The sequence below is a fragment of the Streptococcus salivarius genome (assembly GCF_009738225.1).
GTDB lineage: Bacteria > Bacillota > Bacilli > Lactobacillales > Streptococcaceae > Streptococcus.
Genome location: NZ_CP018187.1, coordinates 715,355 through 736,454, shown reverse-complemented (window position 1 = coordinate 736,454; position 21,100 = coordinate 715,355). Strand labels below are relative to the sequence as shown.

Below are 21,100 nucleotides of genomic sequence, written 5' to 3'. Positions count from 1 at the left end.
CTATCCTTTCAAGTCCTGAATCAATTCATCAGCTACTTTCAAAACCTTATCCGCATCAGGGATATAGGCTTGTTCTAAGTTTGTCGCAAATGGAACAGGAGTATTTGGAGCACAAACACATTTCACTGGTCCATCAAGATAATCAAAAGCTTTATCTGAAACTACAGATGCAATGTCAGTTGCAGTATTGTTATGTGGATTGGCCTCATCCACAATAATTAAACGACCAGTTTTCTTCACGGAATTTAACACTGTTTCTTCATCCCATGGAGCAACTGTACGAAGATCAATCACTTCTACAGAAATGTTGTCTTTTACCAAGCGGTCTGCGACCTCATAAGCTACATACAACATCTTACCAATTGTCACAATTGTTAAATCCTTACCTTCTCTACGAACGGCAGCCTTACCAATTGGTACAGTATAGTATTCTTCTGGCACTTCCCCTTTTAATCCATATAAAGTCTTGTCTTCAGAAAAGATAACTACATTATCATCCTCTATTGATGCTAGGAGTAATCCTTTGGCATCATAAGGGGTAGCAGGAACGACCACCTTAATACCAGGAATCGATCCAAATAAACCGTAATAGGATCCAGAGTGTTGCGCAGCAGCTGAAGCACCTGCCCCGTGCATAGTACGAACAACCATCGGAACTTTAGCTTTACCGCCAAACATGTAACGCATCTTAGAAGCCTGTCCTAATAGGGCATCAAAACAGAATCCAATAAAATCATTAAACATCAACTCTGGTACAGGTCTTAGTCCCGTAAGCGCCATCCCCACCGAAGCTGATAAATAGCCGTGCTCAGAAATCGGAGTATCAATAACACGTTCCCTGCCATATTTCGGCATCAATCCTCGTGTGATACCCATGACACCGCCCCAGGCATCCTCGTTATTATTTTCTAAGTGTTCAACATTAACACCACCTGAGATATCCTCTCCTAGGAGAACAACTCGCTCGTCTCTTTCCATGGCTTGATCGAGCCCTTCATTGATGGCTTTCATAAATAATGTTTCTCTAGTCATTATGAATCCTCCTCAATCAGTCTGCAAATACGTCTTCGTAGAGAGCTTCTTCTTTTGGAATTGGGCTCTCTTGAGCAAAGTGGATTGCATCTTCAACATCTTTTTGTGATTGGGCAACAATCTCATCCAATTCATCTTGGCTAAGGATACCCTTTTCAGTTACCAGGTCACGAAATACTTCCAAGGCATCCACATCTGCCCATTCTTTTTCGATTCCATCTGGTGCTTTGTATTTTTGCTCATCTCCTTCGAAATGGCCATGGTTACGATAAGTAATAGCTTCAATTAACGTTGGACCATCTCCACGACGTGCACGTTCAATGGCCTCTTTAGCCACTTGATAAACAGCAAATAAGTCCTTACCATTAACGCGAACTCCAGGCATATTGTAAGCTTGTGCACGTTCAGCAATTGTTGGAGAACCTGATGAATACCATTGTGGTGTTGATTCTGCAAAAAGGTTGTTTTCATTTACAAATACCACAGGTAGATTCCAAATAGAGGCCATGTTTAAGCACTCATGAAAATTACCTTCATTGGCAGCACCATCACCAAAGAAACATACAGCAACATCATCAGTCTTTAGATATTTGTTGCGCATAGCAGCCCCTGTCGCAAGACCAAAGCCTCCGCCTACCATACCATTAGCACCAAGGATTCCTTTATCCAAGTCAGCGATATGCATAGAGCCACCCTTACCTTTACCAAGCCCAGTAGACTTACCAAAGATTTCAGCCATCATTTTTTTAAGGTCTCCACCTTTAGCCACACAGTGTCCATGTCCTCGATGTGTGCTAGTAATGTAGTCTTTATCAGTCAGGTTAGCACATACCCCAGTCGCAATAGCTTCCTCACCTGAGTAAAGGTGAACAAATCCTGGAATTTGACCGATTGAAAAGAAATGTCGTGCATTTTCTTCAAAATTTCGAATATCCCACATAGTCTTATACATGGATTTAGCCTCTTCTTTTGAAACATTTTCCACACCAAGATCATGGGCAGTTTGAACCTTAACTTCTTCCTTGGTTAAGGTTTGTCCCTGATGTTTTTCTTTCATTAGGGCTTGTGGCAATTCTTGATAATGTGTCATATTGTTTCCTCCTTCTATAGAGAGCTTTATAAAAAACAAATATTATTGACAGATATATAGATTTGAAAAATGAGAATGGCTGTGCTAAACCTATCCATCGACCTTAGGACCTTAAAATCAGTCTTGCAACTTCCTGAACCAACTCAGAAATTGTTGGATGTGCAAAAATTGTCTTATCAAGCTGATCAAGTGTTCCTTCAGCATCTTTCAAGACAATCAAGGATTGTAGAATATCAGTTGCATGTGGACCAACGATAACGGCACCTAATAGTAGGTGATAGCGTTTTTCGGAGACAATTTTAACAAAACCTTTTGCTGAATTAGACGCAATGGCTCGACCATTATAAACATAAGGAAGTTGACCAACTGATATATCATATCCTTGTTGTACCGCCTCCTCTTCTGACAAGCCAAAGGAAGCAATCTCCGGCGTTGTAAAGAGCGACCGTGGAACACTTGAATTATCAACCGGTTCCTCAGCCTGACGACAAATGGCTCGAACAGCTTTGATTCCCTCGCTACTAGCAACATGAGCTAACATATATCCAGGAATCAAATCCCCAATCGCATAAACACCTGATTGAGATGACTCGTAATAACTATCTACCTTAATAAAGCCTTTTTCGGTCAGCTCCAAACCCATCATTTGGGCTAACTCAATATTTGGCTTACGCCCAGTTGCTACAAGTAAGTTATCATAAGAGTAGGACTTGCCATCTGCTAAAATTACAGCATTTTCTTTAACCCTATCTATGCTAACTCCCTCCAGAATGGTAATTCCAAGTTGTTCCATCTTTTCTCTAATAATGGAACGTGCTTCATCATCTTCAGTTGCTAAAATTGTTGGTGCAACCTCTATCACTGTCACATCCACACCAAGTGGAGCCATGGCAAAAGCTAACTCAACGGAAATAATACCTCCACCAATGATAATCAAACGTTGAGGAAGTTCCTTTAAGTTGAAAAAGTTATCTGTTGTCAAGTAGTCAACATCGTTAATACCAGGAATAGGAGGAATAAATGGATGACTCCCCGTCGCCAAAATAACAGACTTACCTGAGACTCTTTCACCATTAACTTGGAAGGTTTTATCAGAAATATAAGCTGCCTCACCTTCAATATAGGTGATCCCTAATTGTTTAAAACTTGATTGAATACCAGACTGTAGTGTTGCTACGACTTGATCTTTGCGAGCAACAAGTTTTTGAAAATCAAGATTATCATTTAAAACTGTTACTCCATACTGAGAGGCTTCTTTAGCAGCTAAAAACCAATGAGCATGTTCAAGATAGGCTTTGGATGGGATACAGCCAACGTTCAAACAGGTGCCACCTATGGAGTTTTTCTCAATGACAGTTACCTTTTTACCTAAACGGGCAGCTTCTTCAGCAGCAACATAACCACCAGGACCTGCCCCTATAATGAGAATATCACATTGACTCAAAACAATACTCCTTTCTAGAATGGAAGTCGGCTGTTAGCCGAACCACTTCAAGTAGGACAAAAACTCGGAGATGTTTTTGAAAGCGTTTTCTATACTTTGATTATAAAACTAATACTTATGAAAATCAAGTAATTCACTGAAAATGTGATGTTTTGGTGGTGAAAACATTCACAAGTAATGCAAACGTTTGCCATTCTCTAATCGGGATGATGTTAGCACTTATATTTTGCTGATTTGTATAAAAACTAGAAAAATATAAATCTCCCCCAATCATTAAATAATTCTTCAAAATGTTATAAAAAACACTCTAACGTCTATAGCTTGGATAAAACTATAGAAATTAGAGTGCTTTTACTATTAGAAAGAATATGTGGATTTAAAAAGGAATTTAAATTAATCTAAAGAAAGTTGATTTTTCAACTGAATAATATTATAAGAATATCGATTTGTAGTTATTTTGAAAGTAATCTTATAAGTGAGTAATTAGGAGTAGAATATGACAACTCTATTTTTTTGTAGAGTAGCTTTTGTAGCTTTTATGTGAAAAATCAATTGACTATTTAATTATTTATCGTCCTTTTTAATCATATTTTTCACACCTTCGATAGCTCCTTCAACAGCATCTTTGGCATCTTCGGCAACTTCTTTCACTTTTGAGACTGCTTTTTCAGCAGCACCCTCTTTTTCTGTTTTTTTATCACCAGTTAATTTTCCGACACCTTCTTTAAATGCGCCTTTAGCTTGGTTGAGTTTTTCTTCTACTGACATAATATTATCCTCCTTTGGACATAAAGATTTTTAAATATGAACGCTCTTAAACAATACATTCAAATTTTTGAGTATAAAAAGATAAGTTAAATTATAGCTTTTGTGTTGAAGTCGAGTCATAAACAGCTTGAACACCCTCACTAACGTTATCTTTATTTGCTGATAAACCATTAGCTAGTCCATGTTTACCACTTTTTTAATTTATCGGCACTAAGTTTGCTAGTTGATTGGAGTCTTCCTGTCGAAATATTGAAAATTATTCTTTTTTCCCTAAGAAAAATGATACTACTGCAACAACAATAACTGCCCCTAAAATTGATGGAACTAAGGCCATTCCAGCTAGTCTAGGTCCCCAAGAACCGAAGAGTGACTGTCCAACAGATGAACCAATTAAACCTGCAAAGATATTGGCAATTATTCCCATGGAACCTCCCTTTTTAGTGATTCCACCAGCAATAAAACCTATAAAGCCTCCGACAATAATAGCCCAAAGCATAATGTCTCCCCCTTTCTAAATAGAGGAAAGTTAGATTGTTTGGAAAATCAAACCATCTAAAGAGTTACATTTTAGCTAAAACATTTTTTATATTAATCTTAACAATCATAAGATTAATGTTAGTATATACCTGTTAATAACAGTATAAGTTAATCAAATTGATAAGTCAATGAAAATGTTTGCGCTTACACAAAAATAGACATAAAAACCATCATTGGCTTTTGCAATCGCTTGCATAGTTTTACAATTTCGCTTATCTCATTTTTTTGTTAAAAATCTACACATACTTCTCCTATTATTAGGGCTTCCTCTAAATGGATTGATTTATGAATAAAAAGTTTGATTAAACTGCTACATTCATATGATTGATTAGCATTTTAGCCACAAAAGAAAATAGCCCTAAGATGTTCGAGTGACGAAAGTAAAAATAAAATGTATAATTGAGACATGTAAACCCTTACACATTTTTCTTTAAATAGTAAGTATCTAACAAAATAGTATAAATAATACACCAAACACTACATCACTTTCAGTAGGAGTTTAAAATTAATATGGAGTAGTGAATTGATTACAAATTGAAAGTAGAATATAAAACACACCCAGGTAAAGAAGTTACAATAATAATGGCCAATGATTTAGATACGTCGTCAAAGAGTGAGCTTAAAAAGTTGTTCCCTCAAGATATTCCTTCCTTTCAGAAGAGGTCAAACAGTATTGAGTAACTTCTTAAAAAGTGACTATACTAACAAAGAGGGAGTACTGTAATGGAAAAAATTTTGAAGGATGGTAAACTTTATTCTCTAATAGAATTTAGGGACAAAATCTATGAGGATTTAGATTTATCAAAAAGTGACTTAACCACTTTATTGTGTGCGATATTGATTGCATCTATTGGTTTGAATATGAATTCTATTCCAACAATCATAGGGGCAATGTTGATTTCTCCATTGATGACACCTATCCTTGGAGTAGGTTTTGCGTTAGCAATATTAGATACAAAACTTCTCAAAAAATCGTTTAAAGTTCTTTTTATTCAAGTTGCAGTAAGCCTTTTAGCCTCTACACTTTATTTTTTACTTTCGCCCATTTCTTACGCAAGTACGGAAATTATTGCTAGAACTTCGCCCACAATTTGGGACGTTGTAATAGCATTCGTCGGTGGATTAGCCGGCATTATTGGAGCACGAAAGAAAGAAGCTAATAACATTGTTCCTGGTGTCGCCATTGCAACTGCTCTTATGCCACCCGTTTGTACCGTTGGGTATTCTATTGCCACAGGAAATCTTGAGTATATGATAGGGGCGTCATATTTGTTCTCCATTAACTGCAGTTTTATTATGATTGCTACATATATTGGCACTAATGTGATGATGGTTAATAATCCTTATGTTAAACATAATCGTAAAGCCTCTAAAATGCGAAAAATATTAATTCTAGTCTCGCTTGTTCTTATTATTCCAAGTTTAGCTTCTGCAACTACCTTAGTTAGAGATACGCTAATCAATGAGTCTATCAATAATTATCTATCTGATCAATTTGAAAACCATACTATTTTGAAAAAGAAATATAGTAAAGAAAACAATACACTAAAGCTAACCATTTCAGGTAAATATCTTTCAGAAGCTGAGTTACAAGGTATCATTAACAAACAAAGTGAATATGGTTTGAAAAATATCTCGATTCAGGTTTCACAATTAACAAATGATAGATTAACTGAAAAAGAATTAGTCGACTACATCATTCAATATAAAAACGATGATGATCTTCAACAAATAGAAAAGGATAAGTAAAAAGAATCCCCAAATAACAACAAGTAATGTGAGATATTAATTTGATAAGCATAAGAAACCGTTGAAAAGTATTGTCACTAGTAGTCCATAGGAGAAAATATCAATGAAAAAAGTAATGATAATTATTAATCCAACTTCTGGAGGAGAAACAGCATTAGATTATAAAGAGAGCTTGGAGAATAAGGCTAAAAAGTATTTTGATTATGTTGAAACTAAGATTACGCAAAAAGCCAAAGATGCAACTCAATTTGCTGAAAAAGCCTCTAAAGAAAAATATGATGCAGTAATTGTTTTTGGTGGAGACGGTACTGTAAATGAGGTTATTTCAGGGATTGCTGAAAAAAATCACATCCCAAAACTTGGGATTATTCCTGGTGGAACTGGTAATTTAATCACTAAGCTATTAGAAATCAACCAAAATATTGATCAAGCGATTGAAGAACTTGATTTCAATTTTACTAAAACCATTGATGTTGGAAAAGCTAATCAAAATTATTTTGGCTATATTTTTAGTGTTGGATCTATACCAGAAGCTATTCATAACGTTGATATTGAAGATAAAACAAAGTACGGTATCTTTGCATATGCAATCAATACGATGAAGTCTGTTGTGGAAGACGATGTATTTAATGTTCGTATTGAAAGCGAAAATGGCAATTATGAAGGTGAAGCTAGTCAGGTCTTAGTTCTTCTATCTAATTACTATGCAGACAAAAAACTATTTGATGAAAATACAGATGGATATGGAAATATCTTGATTTTAAAAGATGCATCCATCATTTCTAAATTATCGACTATCCCAGATTTGTTAAAAGGGGATCTAGTAGGTAACGATAATATCGAATATATCAAAGCGCGTAATATTAGGATTACTTCAGAGGTTGAGTTAGAGTCAGATGTTGATGGAGACAAATCGGATAATCTTCCAGTAGATATAAAAATACTCGGGAACCATATCGAAGTGTTCTCAGGCACCAAAATATAGTATTTTCCCTTCTACTTCTCCAACAAAAAAGTTTTTAATTATATAAGTTACTGCATCAGCAACAATAATAGTCTTGTCCTTTTTGAAGTTAGGATATAAGTCAAAAGTAAGTAAATTACTTTTAATATACGGAGTTAAGGCGTTTTTTGATTCATGTCTAAAAACTTTTCGGAAGCATCAACTGTGATGGTAGTTTTCGAGCATAACAAAAAGTAGTGAAGAGATTCCATCGTCGGAATCTTCTTCACTACTTTTCTTCTCTCTTTCCTACTCAATCACCAATAGCAGCATTTCAGAGTTTCCACTCTTCAATCAACCAGTCCGAAAAACCATCATATCTTTCTTGGAGATTATCATGATGACCGTAGGGGTCAAATGCTGAATAAGTGGACAAGCACTGTTTTTTGATGCGTTCATGTACTTCTTTGGCAAAGCTAGGAGCCTTGGCCAGTCTATTCTTATGATTAGCCCCTTCGGTCAAACCGTTACATAAATAGACCGAGCAAGACTTATTAAGAAGCTGATGGGATTGGCAGTAATCTACAAAATCTGGATACCAAAAGGATCCACAAATGGAAAAGATAAAAGGCATCTTATCACTGCTATAAAGACTGGAAATAGCAGCCAAACCACCTAGTGAGTAGCCTCCGTAAGCCATGCGACTGTCATCCAATCGAAACTCCTCTTGGATGCTATTTAAAATATGGCCAAATAGTTGGTCATGATAGCTGGCTAGCTTGCCACCAAAATCAGGACTTCCAGGTCTCAAAGCCTGAGCATACCAAGGTGTAAAATCATCCAAGCGATTCTTGGGCTCAAGGCCTACCAGGATAACGGAATCCGCTAGTTTTCCCATATAATCCAGTTGTCCATCGTTCAGAAAAACAGCTGGATAAGTCTTAGTAGCATCATAAGACTCAGGAAGGGCAATCGTCACTCGAATGCCATGGCAGACAAAGTCTTTATTTATTAACAAAGTCATTAACCTTCTCAAGAGAATCAATCACAGATGGACCGTAATCCATAAGCTCATCATAAGAAATAGTCATGATTTTCTTGTTTTTAACGGCTGGTACATTTTCAAGAACAGCGTTCTTTTCCATCTTGTCTGTAGCATCCTTGTCCATGGCCTTATTACGGTCACTAGTTACATAGATAATCAATTCTGGTTCCATAGACACGAGATTTTCCAGAGTCAAATCTGATGTTCCTGTCGCAACATTGGTATAGCCAAGCTGATTAAGCATACTTTCTTGAAGGGCAGATTTGTAAGTTCCAAAGGTCTCATCATTGTAGGCACACATGATCAGAGCCTTCTTCAAGTCTTTGTCAGAAGACTTGTTTTTCTTTTTAACGGCGTCGATACGCTTTTGGAGTTGTTCTGCATACTTGTCTGCCTTGTCTTGAACGTTGAAAATGTCACCAATATTTTTAACATCTTCGATGATATTATTCAAATCTTGTTTGGTTGTTGAAACAGAAGCTTTTTGCGTATAGACGGGAATGTCGTTGCTGTTCCACGTGCTGATGGTTCCCATTGATTTGTCTGAGAACATCATGTTACGACCAATAAGGGCATCAGGTCCGTAAGCCAAGATGGCTTCTTGAGAGATTGTCTTCTTATCACCGATATGTGGGATTGAGGCAATGTCTTCCTTATATTTATCGGTTACTTCATTGTCAGGGTTAAGCATACCGACAATCTTGTCTTTTAAACCAAGCTCAATTAAAATTTCCGTTGATGAAAGGTTGTTTGTGATAACCTTTTCTGGTGCCTTTTTGAAGACTTGATCTAGCTCAGTTCCTTGATTGTCATAAGTTTTGACGGTCAAAGGATACTGGGTTTCTGAGTTAGTCTTTTTCACCGTTTCTTTTGCTGCTGATGACGATGATGTGCTGTTTTTATATGTAGAACTGCATGCTGTCAATGTGAGGACTGCTGCAGCGATTAATGCGATACCAAAAGTTTTCTTGTTCATAAAGCCTTCCTTTCCTAGGCTTATAAATACTGAATCATTGCCTGCTGGTCATCCGTCCAGGTAATACGACTCTGAACATCATAAACTGCCTGCAAGGATTGTGGGGTTACGGCATCCCTTGGGACACCTTGGGCAACAATCTCACCCCCTTTCATTAAGTAAATATAATCTGAAAAACGACAGGCCAATTGAATATCGTGGAGAACTGCGAGAACATTAATGCCGAGTTCCTTGACCAAGGCCAACATCTCCAACTGATACTTAATATCCAAATGGTTGGTAGGCTCATCTAATAAAAGGAGTTTGGGTTCCTGAGCCAAAGCACGCGCTAGGATAACTCTTTGTTTTTCGCCACCTGATAAGGACGAATAATAGCGTGTCTTCTTTTCAGACATACCAACCTTGTCTAGGGCATCCTGGACGAGCAAGTGGTCCCGCTCCGATTCTTTTTGTAGAAAGGAAAGGTGGGGCGTTCGGCCAAGCATGACAATTTCTTCCACCGTGCAATCAAATTGAAGGGTGTTAAACTGTGTCACAACAGCCATTTCTTTTGCAGTTTCCTTTAGGCTTACCTGATCTAGGCTTTTACCATCAAGTAAAATCTGACCGCTATCTGGTTTCAACTGGCGATAAATGGTTTTTAGCAAGGTTGATTTCCCACTCCCATTTGGTCCTAGTATGGTCTGGAATTGCCCACCTTCAACCTCTAGAGAGACACCGTTTAGGATTTTTTTCTCTCCAATCGAATAATGAATATCCTTACACTTTACATCCATAAGTCTAAACCACCTTCCTACGATTTTTAGTCACAATATAAATAAAGAAAGGTGCGCCAACCAAGGCTGTAAAGATACCGATAGGTAACTCCGCATTTTTAACGAGGATTCTAGCCAAGACATCTGCCCAAACCACAAACAAGGAACCTAGGAGAGTTGCTACTGGAAAAAGCTTACGATAATTAGTCCCGACTAAACTTCTAGCAATATGGGGGGTAATCAAGCCCACAAAGCCAATAATACCACAACTAGAAACCAAGACTGCCGTTATGATCGCAACGATGGCGATATAAAGATACCAATAGAGTTTAAGTGGGATCCCTAAAGTCAAAGCTGCTTCATCGCCCATCATCATGGCATTGAAGACACGATACTGAGTTGAGAAAAAGAGAAAGGCCAAACCAACCACTACTGCTGGAAGCATCAAATCTGACCAAGATGTTCCTGTCAATGAACCCATGGTCCAAAACTTAATGGTCATGACACTATCTGCTGTCGCTCCAATAGAGATTATAAAATTGGCAAAGGCAATAAAGAGGGCATTAACAACCGTTCCAGATAAAATCAAGCCAGATGTGGTCACTCTCCCCTGCATAGAGGCAATAATTAGTACAAGAACCGTCGCTAAGATAGCACCCACAAAGGCACCCAAGCCTACTACAGTTTTAAGGCCTAAAATGATGGCAAAGGTTGCTCCAAAAGTTGCACCCGCCGAGATTCCTAATATATAGGGCTCAGCAATAGGATTATTGACGGTTGACTGCATGACACTCCCAGACATGGAAAGGCCTGCACCAACTATTAACCCCAGGATAACCCTAGGAACTCGCATATTCCAGATAATAGCTTCAAGTGGTTTGGCTATGTTTTGACTGGCAATCGGAAGCCCCAATTTACTGAAGATGACACCATAGGTATCACCTATATCTATAGTGACCGCTCCTAAGGACACTGCAACAAAAACTGATGCTACTACTAAAAATAGAAGCAAACAGAGCAGGCTTAGGTAGCGGGAAAAAACAAGGTGTTTTGTTTTTTTAAAAGGCATTAGCACCTCCTTTCCACCTGTAATGTCAGAAAATTTCGACAATACCTTTCTAGTATAACATGCCTCAAAAAGAAGGGCAAGGTCATTTGAGACTTACAAAGAAAAAAGAGCAGTCTTGAACTACTCTTAAGATTTATAAATAGTTGAAGCAAAGTGAGAAAAAAGTCGATTTATCATTTAATTTTCTCCACACTGCTACTAGCAATTCTCATGGCAAGAAGGATTATCAGCACCTTAATCACCAGGGATAACCAAATGTTCTCAACTGATGACAGTTGCGATAAAGCATTGATCAACGCATGTGTCATCACACAAAGCCAAAGGCTTCTGGTCTTTGTATAAATAGCGGATAAGATGAAACAATTGCTTAATAAGCCTAGCAAAAATGGTAGCAAATGAACCGTGGCCATAGACCCATCAATGTAAAAATAGAGTAAATGCCATAGTGACCAGGCTACAAAGGTACACAGCGTAGACACTAGAAAGGTCAACTTTTCTTGCAAAGTAGGCTGGAAAAAATAGCGCCAACCGATTTCTTCGATACCACCAAAGACGAGGGCTTTTACAAATAAAATTATGGGGAGATACCAAGTTGAACTAATCATTTCCCCACTAAAGACCTGTGGTAAAAAATCCAAACCTATAAAAATGAGGACTAAGAGATAGTTAAGAGGAGCTTGTTTGACTTGGAAAAAATCTCTGAGAAGCTGTTTAAAACTGGAGTGATGATAGCGGATACTAACATAGCCTCCCCAAATGGCTGATGACAAGCCACCTAACATAAGGGTAAAGAGGCCAATTGGAGTCCCATAATCAACCCTAACTCCTCCTGCTCTTAAAATCAAGACAATGAGACTAACTAATAAAATTTGTCCAAGGGTGCCCGCCAGATAAAGCAACAAGGCTTGTTTTCTTTTCATATATTGGTTCCTTTTTCTCCCCTATTCAAACTTTCGTCTCACGATAACCTAGTCCATATCCACCCATTTGCCATTGTCCATGATAAAGGGTTTGGCTAGACCTGGTCCGGTATAGTCCTTGTACTTGGTTGTGAGATACTTGTAACAGTCTTTCTTGCTAGCAAATTTTATGGCTTGATAGGGCTCTTCAAAGGTCAACTTTTCAACAAATAAGTAGCCATCCGTCGTAGGCACCAAGACTCCGACGTGACCAACAAAAAGGGAATCACCATCCAAATTATCGTGGACAACAACCGACAGCATGCGTGCCTTGTCATCAAAGGTGAACTGTTTGTAGTAATCCTCCATATGCTTGGCGTGAACCTTGACATCTTGGGTAGCTTCAGTCTTGACCCTTGAAAAAAGAATGTCAAAGTTTGCCTGGTCCTTGGCATTAAAGAGCTTGCCCTTGTCAATGGCGTCCTTGTCTTGGAAAAGGAGCTCACTATCACTTTTGACTTGAGGAATCTTGATTTTGCCTTTCAGTAGCGTGTAGGTGTTGATACGGCAGTTGGTACCGATAAAGTCACCATGCTTGGCTGTCCACAGGCTACTGATTTTTTCCACATCATAGTCCGTTTTGGTAAATGGCGCAAAATCCCCAGAAAGTCCAACAGAACCCACGGTGTTATTGTAATCATTGACCAGATTGATAAAGTTATCCACACTCTCCTCGTTCAAATGTTTCGAGAGTAGGGCTCGCACCTCACTAATACTAGCCTTACTATTAAGGTTGGAGTAATTTGCTTGCTCCTCTTTTTTGTGGAGATGTGCAAAAACTGCTAAACCGACGAGTAGCAGGCTAGAGATAGATAAAAGAATTAGCGTCTGTTTTTTCAAAGTTATCATAGGCGCCTCCTTGGCTTTATTATACCAGATTTTGACAGCTACTTATTCTCAGGATACATTTCCACAAGAAAAAGCCTTGTTGCCAAGGCTTTAGATTGAAGATATTGGCTTTTACTAGTCTCCAAAACCATCACTTGTCATTCACAATATTGGCAAAGGCTTCTTGGATGTCCTTATTATTGGTAGGGTACATATAATACATGTTTTCAGGATTCCCCTGATTTTGCATGGAAACTAGGACCACTGGTTGACCTTTATGGATGGTGAAATGGTAGAGAATCATGGCAGAACCTGAATACCCGTAGCTGTCTACAATGATATAGTCGGCTGTACCTGTACCATCGTCAGAAAAGGCAACGTCTACCTTTTGTTGGTTGGTCATTGGGGCATTTTGTTCTGTCTTTTCACCTACAATAATGCGGTTATTTTTAGCAAAAGACATGGCACCAAAGAAATCGTCACTTCCGTTAGGTGTTAGCCTTCTATAACTTTCTTGATTCATCTTGTGCCCAAACTCCACCATGTAACTTGCGAGCTTGGCAGCCTTGTCACTATTCCAAAGGGCTGTCGTATTGGTTGGGCTAGTCTGGTTGGACTGGTTCTTGCTTTTCACTCTGTAATAAGACGTGTAAACCACCCCTGGCCCAGCAGACTCTGGAATTTGAACCAAACGATCTGTGTCTTTGACAGAATTGTCCGGAGACGGTGCTGCTTGATTGGCTGGCACAGGTACAAAAGGATTGACCCCATGCCCTGGACCATTGTCCGCAAAATAAAACATAGGCTGACCGTTGAAATCTTTAACGACAGTCTTGCCATCAGTACTTCCTGTCTCTTCAGACTTTGTGAGCCCTGACTTGGTAATGGTCACAACATGACCACCGTCAGAAACCCAGTCACCTTCGATGCTTGAAAAATCACCCTTTCGAATGGCTTCCACATCCATGGCAGGCGTTTTGGCTTCTGATGAGGCACTCTGACTTTGAGAACTAGAGCTTGAAGACGAGTCAGAAGTTTTGGAACTCGATTGCTTAGATTTGTCTGAGGAATATGTCTGACCAGTCTGACTGCTTGACGAAGAAACCGCAAGGGATGACGTTTGTTGAGCTTGTGAATGAAGGGAATGCCAAGCAAAAATGGCACCACCACCAAGAAGCGTCATACAAGAAACTGCAAGAACTGACGCTGCGACCTTATGAGTCACAACATACTGACTTAAGGTTTGCCAAAAGCTCTTCTTAGATGCTAACAATAAGCTCTCTACTTCTGCTCGATTGGCCAAGAGACTACCATTTTGTATCGCCTCGTCGACCTCTGTCATCTTTGGGCGACGTCCATAAATCTTTATAAAATAGGTTAACCATTCTTCTGCTTTCATCTCATCTCCTTTTTGAAGCGTAATAATTCCATTTTAGCATAAATTAGGGATTCTAGTTGACTTGTAGAAAAGAAAAAACTGCAAGCAAGTAGCCGCAGTTAGTGTATAAACTTGGTTCTTATTTCTGAGTATTGCCAAGTTTTTTAAGATAAGTATAGCCCAGATAGAAAAAGAAAAGCGCTAAAAGAATAAAGAACCCCATGACGAGTTTGGTCCCACCTAATTGATAGGCAATGTAAACAAAAGTATTAACCTTGATCTGACCACCCGTTTTTTCCAATAGCGAAAGGCTCTGTGAGTAATAGTGACCAAGCCAAATAGCTCCTAGCCCTAATAACGGATAAATAATGACACCCAAGATAGGGTTCTTTTTTAACAAATTATCTAACATACATCCCCCAATTTTTTTAATGCTATAGTAATAGCTTACCAAAGAATGACTAGAAAAGCAAAGTGCCTCCCATTGCACAAAAATCAAAAGGAACCGAGCCAAGAAGCTGGTTCCATTGTAAATCTAAAAGACGACACGTGTTCCATGAACTTGCTCAAGACCAGGTATGGCAAGAAATTGGTCACGATTAGCCACGGAGATACCACCTCCTGCTAAAATATCCAACTGACAATCTGCTAGCTGAACCAATTCTGCATAACGTTTCAAGCGTAAGTCTAGAGCAGTCCCAGGAGTTCCAGCACGGGTAAGAAGACGCGTCACACCATGGTCCTTAAGCCACTGAATAACACTAGTCTGAGCTGCTTTAGGGATTTGGTCAAAGGCCATATGCATGGTGACCTCTAAGCCTCGACTAGCATCTAGCAAGGTCTTTAGAGCTTCTGTATAGAGTTGGTTTTCTGAAGTTAAAGCACCTAGTGCAAAGCCGTCAACACCCAATTCACGCGCACACTTGATATCTTCTAGCATGATAGCTAATTCCTGCTGGCTATAGACAAAGTCGCCCCCTCGTGGACGAATCATCACAATCACCTTAGCCTGATAATCCTTGGCCAACCCAACAGCCGCCTTTATGACACCATAAGAAGGTGTCGTGCCTCCAACAGCCAGATTATCACACAACTCCACGCGTTGAGCACCGGCTTGAAAAGCTTTTTCTAAGTAAGTCACATTCTCTGCACAAAATTCATATATTGGCATACTGAACCTCCAATTAGTTGTAATAGCAAGGGGATTGACTTTCAGTTTCTCTTTTGATAACCCCATAACACTATAGCAAATGATAGCAATTGCCATAGAAGGATTCTCACAATCTGCAAACTATCTGCTTCAGAATTTGAAACCACATGAACTAGATTCGAAGCAAGATTGTTGAAAAAATGATCTCCTAACCCAAACCATAAGGAACCTGTCATTTTGTAGAGTAAGGACCATTTGATACTCATCATTCCCGCTAAGATAACATAGCCAATGCCCATGACGATGAGATTTACGAGTGACGATTCTCCTTGAAGATAATCTCTTAAGGGCATTACCAAGTGCCATATTCCAAGTAGGAAGGCTATAAATAATATACTCTTGCGGTAAGAAAGCCCTTCAAGAATTTTTGTGAAAATGCCACGAAAAACTCCTTCTTCCATCCATACGTTTATCAGGTTAAACAACACACTTGAGAGAATAAGTAAGATTCCTGCTTGAGATACTTTTTCGTTTGTTAAGGAAAAACCACTGGCGTAAAACGATAAGTGAACATTGCCATGAAGCAACAAGAGAACAATGCACTCAACTGTATATGCAAAGACGGAACACACTAAACCAAAGAGTAGCCCCTTCCCTATAGCACTCACTATTCCGTCAGGACTGAAACCAATATCTTTCCATCTTAATTTACAAATTGAAAGGACTCCCCACAGTAGAAGAATTCCAAAAAGCTTATGTAAAAAAATCTCAGATAAGAAGGTTTCATCCGTCCTAATATAGAAGTATTCAATTAGCCTTGCTACTGAGCAGATAACAAATATAATTGAACAACTTAAAATAGGTATCTTTATTAGTTGATTTAGCATATCTTTCTTTCAAATAAGTCTTTTACCAAAGTTAATTTCAATATTTCACTCAGTCCAATTCCTTCTCTAGTTCTTTTAGAAAGGTGATTAAAAATTGATGGCGACTTTCTGCCATTTGTTTGGCAGTCTCCGTGTTCATTTCATCTTTTAAGAGGAGCAACTTGTCGTGGAAATGTTGGACGGTATCAGTAAGGGGTCTCCCTTTGTGGCCACCATAGGAAAAAGTTCGCGCAATTCCTATAGCTCCTATCGCATCCAGGCGGTCTGCATCCTGGACAATCTTGCCTTCTAACGATTCTGGATGTTTACCGCGATTTTTGCTGAAAGAAACAGCATTGATAACCCGACAAATCTGGTCGATTTGCTTTTTAGGAGCACCAATCTCTTCTAGAAACATGCGAGCATTCGCATTATTCTCTGTTTGAAACAATTTATAATCATCAGCATCGTGAAGAAGAGCTGACAAGCCCACTATCTCCAGATCACATAGACCTTCTGCTTGTGCGATTTTCATAGCATTGGTATAGACGCGAAGGGTATGCGCCACATCATGGCCATCCGCTCGATCAGCAAATAAGGTTTTAACATACTGCTTAGCAGCAAGAATTCGTTCTTCAATCATCGTTCTTGTCCTTTGTATAATCTGTGCACAGTTCTATCTATTCATTTGAACTAGTAATGGAGAGGTGCAGTTTACTTAAAAACCGCCTCTCAGCGATTACTACTTCCTCTTTTGTGGAAAAAGCGGGAGACCAAGTTTGGCAATCTTTTCCGCTGGGGTCTTCATGCCATCCTTGACCCATTTGGAAATCACTGAGACAATAGCTGAGCTCCAAAAGGAATTGAGGTAACTACCGGCACCATTTGATGAGCTACCATTTCGTTTTTCCAAAAAATCATAAACTGCCTTGATCAATACCTGCTCAAAATTATAATCAATGGCAAGACTGATGATTTTGGCTTCTTTTTTGACTTCCTTAAGGAGATAAACCCAGACTTGGTAAAGATCCGTCTTGAGATTATAGCCGTCCAAGGACTTAGTAATCTTTGCAATGCTAGACTCAAAAATAGATTTCAAAATTTCTTCCTTAGAACCATAATTGCGATAAAAGGCAGCACGAGATACACCCGCACGTTCAACAAGTTCCGATATGGTAATCTTTTTAAAGTCTTTTTTCTCCAACAATTGCAGGAGAGAAATTTCAATGGATTCTCGTGTAATTGCTTTATTTTCTTGGTTAAATCGTTTGAGATTTTCCAAGGATTTCTCTGAGATTTTTCTTTCTGCCATAACATTCACTTTCTATCTGTCACACCTGATGAGATCTGCTTTGATAGCAATGCACTTCATGATAAAATTGTAAAAGAAGACAAATAACTTGTCAATGTACATTATACAGATATGAGGTGTAACCTATGAAATGGAAAATTATTGCGGATTCAGGCTGTGACTACCGTTCTTTGGACAATCTGGCACCAGATACGGAGTTTGTCAGTGTTCCTTTGACTATCCAAGTGGGCGAAACCATTTACAGGGATGATGCCCAACTCAGTATTGATCAAATGATGGAGGAAATGTATGCGACTATGACTGCTTCTAAGTCTGCCTGTCCGAGTCCTGATGATTATATGAAATCCTTTGAAGGAGCGAACAATATCGTCGTCGTGACGATTACTGGAACCCTTTCTGGTAGCTACAATAGTGCTGAAATCGCTAAGAAAATTTATCTGGAAGAGCATCCTGATACTAAGATTCACGTGATTGATAGCCTGTCAGCTGGTGGCGAGGTCGACCTTATCGTTCGTAAACTCAATCACTTAGTCGCTGAAGGCCTTGATTTTGACCAAGTCGTTGATGGCATCACAGCTTATCAAGCCAAGACTAAGTTGCTCTTTGTTTTAGCCAAAGTTGATAATTTGGTGAAGAATGGTCGTCTAAGTAAACTGGTTGGCACCGTTGTTGGACTCCTCAATATCCGTATGGTCGGTGAAGCTAGTAAGACAGGTACTCTTGAATTGCTTCAAAAAGCCAGAGGTCAAAAGAAAGCCATCAAAGCTGCCTTTGATGAACTCCTCAAGGCTGGTTATGCTGGAGGCCACATTACGATTGCCCACCGCAACAATGAAAAATTTATCGAGCAATTCTCTGAATTGGTTCGTGAAAAATTTGCCCAAGCAAGCATCGAAGTCCTTCCTACTTCTGGACTCTGTAGTTTTTATGCTGAAGAAGGCGGACTCCTTATGGGGTATGAAATTTAAGAAGACATTGAAAAGAGACTGGACTACATGTTCGGTCTTTTAAAAATCAGATTATGCTATTTGATAATCAGCAGAATAGGATTTTAAAACTAAAAATTCTTTCCTGACAATCCAACGTAACCGCTTTCATTATCCCCATCATTTATGGTAAGATGGAAGTGATGCATTAGTGTCATATGCCTATAAATTTAAATACCCTTATTAAACATGGAGATAGTTTATGAAACAGAAACATTCACATTTTCTAATCCCTGGAATCCTTCTTCTAGGGATCGTTTTGCGGGCCCCGTTCACAACCTTGTCTACGGTCTTATCAGACATTGCTTCTGGTCTAGGTGTTGAGGTCAGTTCTCTCGGTCTCTTGACAAGTCTCCCTCTCTTGACCTTTGCGATATTCTCACCTTTTGCGGCTAGCTGGGCCAAACGCTTTGGTATTGAAAGACTCTTCCTCGGTGTTTTAATTGTGATGACACTTGGTTCTGCTTTACGTACTGTCAATCTCCCTCTTCTTTATGTGGGAACGCTTTTAGTCGGAGCTGGAATTGCCTTTATCAACGTCCTTCTCCCAAGCCTAATTCAGGCTAATGAGCCAAATCAGTTAGGATTCTTAACCACACTCTATATTACAGCCATGGGCTTGTCCACAGCTGTGGCTTCATCGGTAGCCGTTCCAATCACTAAGGCAACCTCATGGCAAGGCTTAGTCTGGGTATTGACAGCAGTCTGTGCCCTGGCTCTTGTAGTTTGGCTTCCTAATGTCCATCACAATCATTACTTAGAACAAGAAACTTCTACCAGCGAAAATTCAGGCAGTTGGTATAAGAGTGGCAAGGTCTGGGCTATCATGATTTTCGGTGGATTACAATCACTCTTCTTCTATACCACTATCACTTGGCTTCCAACCATGGCCACTCAAGCCGGTGTCGGCGAGGCTAATGCCGGAATTCTAGCTTCCGTTTTCACACTGACGAGTATTCCATTCTCTATGATTGTTCCTAGCCTAATCACTAAACTTTCTGATCGTAACCGCCATTTGATGCTAGTGGCTACCGTCCTAGTAGGACTCATCGGAGTTGCCATGCTTCTAGTCAATACAGACAGCTTTGTGTATTGGTTAGTCCTTAACCTCTTAACCGGAAGTTCTGCTAGTGTCCTATTCCCTTACATGATGGTTTCCTTTTCAATGAAGGCTAGCACGCCTGAAAAAACAGCCCAACTATCAGGTTTAGCCCAAACCGGAGGCTATATCTTTGCAGCCCTTGGTCCAGTCTTGTTCGGTTCAAGCCAACAACTCTTTAACTCTTGGACCCCTGCTGTTTTAATTCTTCTTGTCTTGACCATAATCATGGGAATAGCCCTTTACAAAGTTGAAAAAACAGACGTAATTTTGTAAGAGAAAAACTAATCATAACCACCCGTCTAACGGGTGGTTTGACCAAGGGCTTTAAGCCCATAATACCAGCCAGCGCCTAAAGACGCTGGCTTTCACTTTGTTCAAGCCTTATTGCTTTTGACTCGTCACAAGCCTCTCAAAGAGGCATTCGCATTACTTACCATTATCCCTAAAGGGATTTTCATATTCTTTAACGCTTAATTTGTCCAAAGCGATATCATGCTTCTCTTGTTCCTGGATATATTTCTTAATTGTGGCTTCATTAAGTCCTACCGTACTTACATAATATCCTTCTGCCCAAAAATGTCTGTTCCCGAATTTATATTTTAAATTGGCGTGTTTATCAAACATCATTAAGGCACTCTTACCTTTTAAATATCCCATAAAACTAGCTACACTCATTCGTGGTGGAATACTTACTAACATATGGACATGATCTGGCATTAAGTGGCCTTCTATTATTTCAACGCCTTTATATTGGCATAGTCTATGAAAAATCTCTCCCAGACTACTCCTATATTGATTATAGATTATTTTTCGTCTATACTTAGGTGTAAATACAATGTGGTACTTACACATCCATTTTGTATGTGATAAACTGTGAGCTTTTTGCGCCATAGTCTTAACTCCTTTCGTTTTACAATTGGCTTGAACACCTATATTGTAACTCGTTTGGAGTGTTTTTGTTATGACGGTATAACCTTCGATGCGCACCCGCATAGCGGGTGGTTTATTTGTTTCGCACCTTCGGAGCGAAACGGACTTAAAGTCACATAATAAAAGAAAATGCCCCACAAGTTGTAACTTGTGGGGTGTTATTTTGCGTGCGGCGAATGAA

General features: G+C 39.1%; 22 protein-coding genes. 4 read left to right on the top strand and 18 right to left on the bottom strand.

The genetic code is table 11. From position 1 onward, the window contains the following. The 5 genes from BSR19_RS03775 to BSR19_RS03755 all read right to left on the bottom strand — a co-directional run bounded on the left by BSR19_RS03775 (position 1) and on the right by BSR19_RS03755 (position 4,830). Positions 1-1,032: an alpha-ketoacid dehydrogenase subunit beta gene (locus BSR19_RS03775; RefSeq protein WP_156246596.1), complete on the bottom strand. Its 1,032-nt coding sequence runs from the start codon at positions 1,030-1,032 to the stop codon at positions 1-3. A gap of 16 nt (positions 1,033-1,048) precedes the next feature. Next, the gene (locus tag BSR19_RS03770; protein ID WP_014634179.1) at positions 1,049-2,122 is read right to left on the bottom strand and encodes a thiamine pyrophosphate-dependent dehydrogenase E1 component subunit alpha; all 1,074 of its coding nucleotides are present in this window, start codon (positions 2,120-2,122) and stop codon (positions 1,049-1,051) included. A gap of 103 nt (positions 2,123-2,225) precedes the next feature. Continuing rightward, a complete protein-coding gene (gene lpdA, locus BSR19_RS03765) occupies positions 2,226-3,566 on the bottom strand; it encodes a dihydrolipoyl dehydrogenase (protein WP_156246595.1) in 1,341 nt (446 codons plus the stop codon). A 564-nt stretch (positions 3,567-4,130) separates the two neighbouring features. After that, on the bottom strand, positions 4,131-4,334 hold the full coding sequence (locus BSR19_RS03760; RefSeq protein WP_002886207.1) for a CsbD family protein: 204 nt from the start codon (positions 4,332-4,334) through the stop codon (positions 4,131-4,133). A 256-nt stretch (positions 4,335-4,590) separates the two neighbouring features. Next, complete coding sequence (locus tag BSR19_RS03755) at positions 4,591-4,830, bottom strand: GlsB/YeaQ/YmgE family stress response membrane protein (protein WP_002890536.1); 240 nt, start codon at positions 4,828-4,830, stop codon at positions 4,591-4,593. A gap of 764 nt (positions 4,831-5,594) precedes the next feature. Here BSR19_RS03755 and BSR19_RS03750 point away from each other — a divergent pair. Further along, positions 5,595-6,620: a DUF389 domain-containing protein gene (locus BSR19_RS03750; protein ID WP_156246594.1), complete on the top strand. Its 1,026-nt coding sequence runs from the start codon at positions 5,595-5,597 to the stop codon at positions 6,618-6,620. Between the two features lie 103 nt (positions 6,621-6,723). Further along, on the top strand, positions 6,724-7,605 hold the full coding sequence (locus BSR19_RS03745) for a diacylglycerol/lipid kinase family protein (protein WP_156246593.1): 882 nt from the start codon (positions 6,724-6,726) through the stop codon (positions 7,603-7,605). Positions 7,606-7,897: 292 nt separating this feature from the next. On the opposite strand, the gene BSR19_RS03740 is transcribed toward BSR19_RS03745, so the two are convergent. The 12 genes from BSR19_RS03740 to BSR19_RS03685 form a co-directional block, all read right to left on the bottom strand. Further along, complete coding sequence (locus tag BSR19_RS03740; RefSeq protein WP_197092254.1) at positions 7,898-8,587, bottom strand: alpha/beta hydrolase-fold protein; 690 nt, start codon at positions 8,585-8,587, stop codon at positions 7,898-7,900. Then, the gene (locus BSR19_RS03735) at positions 8,568-9,584 is read right to left on the bottom strand and encodes an ABC transporter substrate-binding protein (protein ID WP_156246592.1); all 1,017 of its coding nucleotides are present in this window, start codon (positions 9,582-9,584) and stop codon (positions 8,568-8,570) included. The genes BSR19_RS03740 and BSR19_RS03735 overlap by 20 nt, the downstream gene beginning before the upstream one ends. A 20-nt stretch (positions 9,585-9,604) precedes the next feature. Further along, complete coding sequence (locus tag BSR19_RS03730) at positions 9,605-10,360, bottom strand: ABC transporter ATP-binding protein (protein ID WP_064523342.1); 756 nt, start codon at positions 10,358-10,360, stop codon at positions 9,605-9,607. Positions 10,361-10,364: 4 nt separating this feature from the next. Next, positions 10,365-11,408, bottom strand: coding sequence for a FecCD family ABC transporter permease (locus tag BSR19_RS03725; RefSeq protein ID WP_156246591.1), 1,044 nt, complete (start codon positions 11,406-11,408; stop codon positions 10,365-10,367). Positions 11,409-11,581: 173 nt separating this feature from the next. Continuing rightward, a complete protein-coding gene (locus BSR19_RS03720; RefSeq protein ID WP_156246590.1) occupies positions 11,582-12,328 on the bottom strand; it encodes a CPBP family intramembrane glutamic endopeptidase in 747 nt (248 codons plus the stop codon). 48 nt (positions 12,329-12,376) lie between these two features. Beyond that, positions 12,377-13,216 carry a DUF4300 family protein gene (locus tag BSR19_RS03715; protein WP_156246589.1) on the bottom strand — a complete coding sequence of 280 codons (840 nt, stop codon included), beginning with the start codon at positions 13,214-13,216 and terminating at the stop codon, positions 12,377-12,379. Between the two features lie 130 nt (positions 13,217-13,346). After that, the gene (locus BSR19_RS03710; RefSeq protein WP_156246588.1) at positions 13,347-14,594 is read right to left on the bottom strand and encodes a DUF4767 domain-containing protein; all 1,248 of its coding nucleotides are present in this window, start codon (positions 14,592-14,594) and stop codon (positions 13,347-13,349) included. A 118-nt stretch (positions 14,595-14,712) separates the two neighbouring features. Then, positions 14,713-14,985: a hypothetical protein gene (locus BSR19_RS03705; protein ID WP_003094891.1), complete on the bottom strand. Its 273-nt coding sequence runs from the start codon at positions 14,983-14,985 to the stop codon at positions 14,713-14,715. 123 nt (positions 14,986-15,108) lie between these two features. Then, complete coding sequence (locus BSR19_RS03700) at positions 15,109-15,744, bottom strand: copper homeostasis protein CutC (protein ID WP_156246587.1); 636 nt, start codon at positions 15,742-15,744, stop codon at positions 15,109-15,111. A 41-nt stretch (positions 15,745-15,785) separates the two neighbouring features. Continuing rightward, positions 15,786-16,610: a CPBP family intramembrane glutamic endopeptidase gene (locus BSR19_RS03695; RefSeq protein WP_156246586.1), complete on the bottom strand. Its 825-nt coding sequence runs from the start codon at positions 16,608-16,610 to the stop codon at positions 15,786-15,788. Positions 16,611-16,659: 49 nt separating this feature from the next. Beyond that, positions 16,660-17,232, bottom strand: a complete 573-nt coding sequence (locus BSR19_RS03690; RefSeq protein ID WP_156246585.1) for an HD domain-containing protein — start codon at positions 17,230-17,232, stop codon at positions 16,660-16,662. Between the two features lie 99 nt (positions 17,233-17,331). Further along, positions 17,332-17,901: a TetR/AcrR family transcriptional regulator gene (locus BSR19_RS03685; protein WP_156246584.1), complete on the bottom strand. Its 570-nt coding sequence runs from the start codon at positions 17,899-17,901 to the stop codon at positions 17,332-17,334. Between the two features lie 125 nt (positions 17,902-18,026). Here BSR19_RS03685 and BSR19_RS03680 point away from each other — a divergent pair, with 125 nt between their 5' ends. Then, positions 18,027-18,869: a DegV family protein gene (locus BSR19_RS03680; protein ID WP_155198122.1), complete on the top strand. Its 843-nt coding sequence runs from the start codon at positions 18,027-18,029 to the stop codon at positions 18,867-18,869. Positions 18,870-19,089: 220 nt separating this feature from the next. Further along, positions 19,090-20,262: a CynX/NimT family MFS transporter gene (locus BSR19_RS03675; RefSeq protein WP_061652239.1), complete on the top strand. Its 1,173-nt coding sequence runs from the start codon at positions 19,090-19,092 to the stop codon at positions 20,260-20,262. A gap of 153 nt (positions 20,263-20,415) precedes the next feature. Here the strand turns inward: BSR19_RS03675 and tnpA are convergent, their stop codons facing one another. Then, positions 20,416-20,880 carry an IS200/IS605 family transposase gene (gene tnpA / locus BSR19_RS03670; RefSeq protein WP_002883780.1) on the bottom strand — a complete coding sequence of 155 codons (465 nt, stop codon included), beginning with the start codon at positions 20,878-20,880 and terminating at the stop codon, positions 20,416-20,418. Positions 20,881-21,100: the final 220 nt, after the last annotated feature.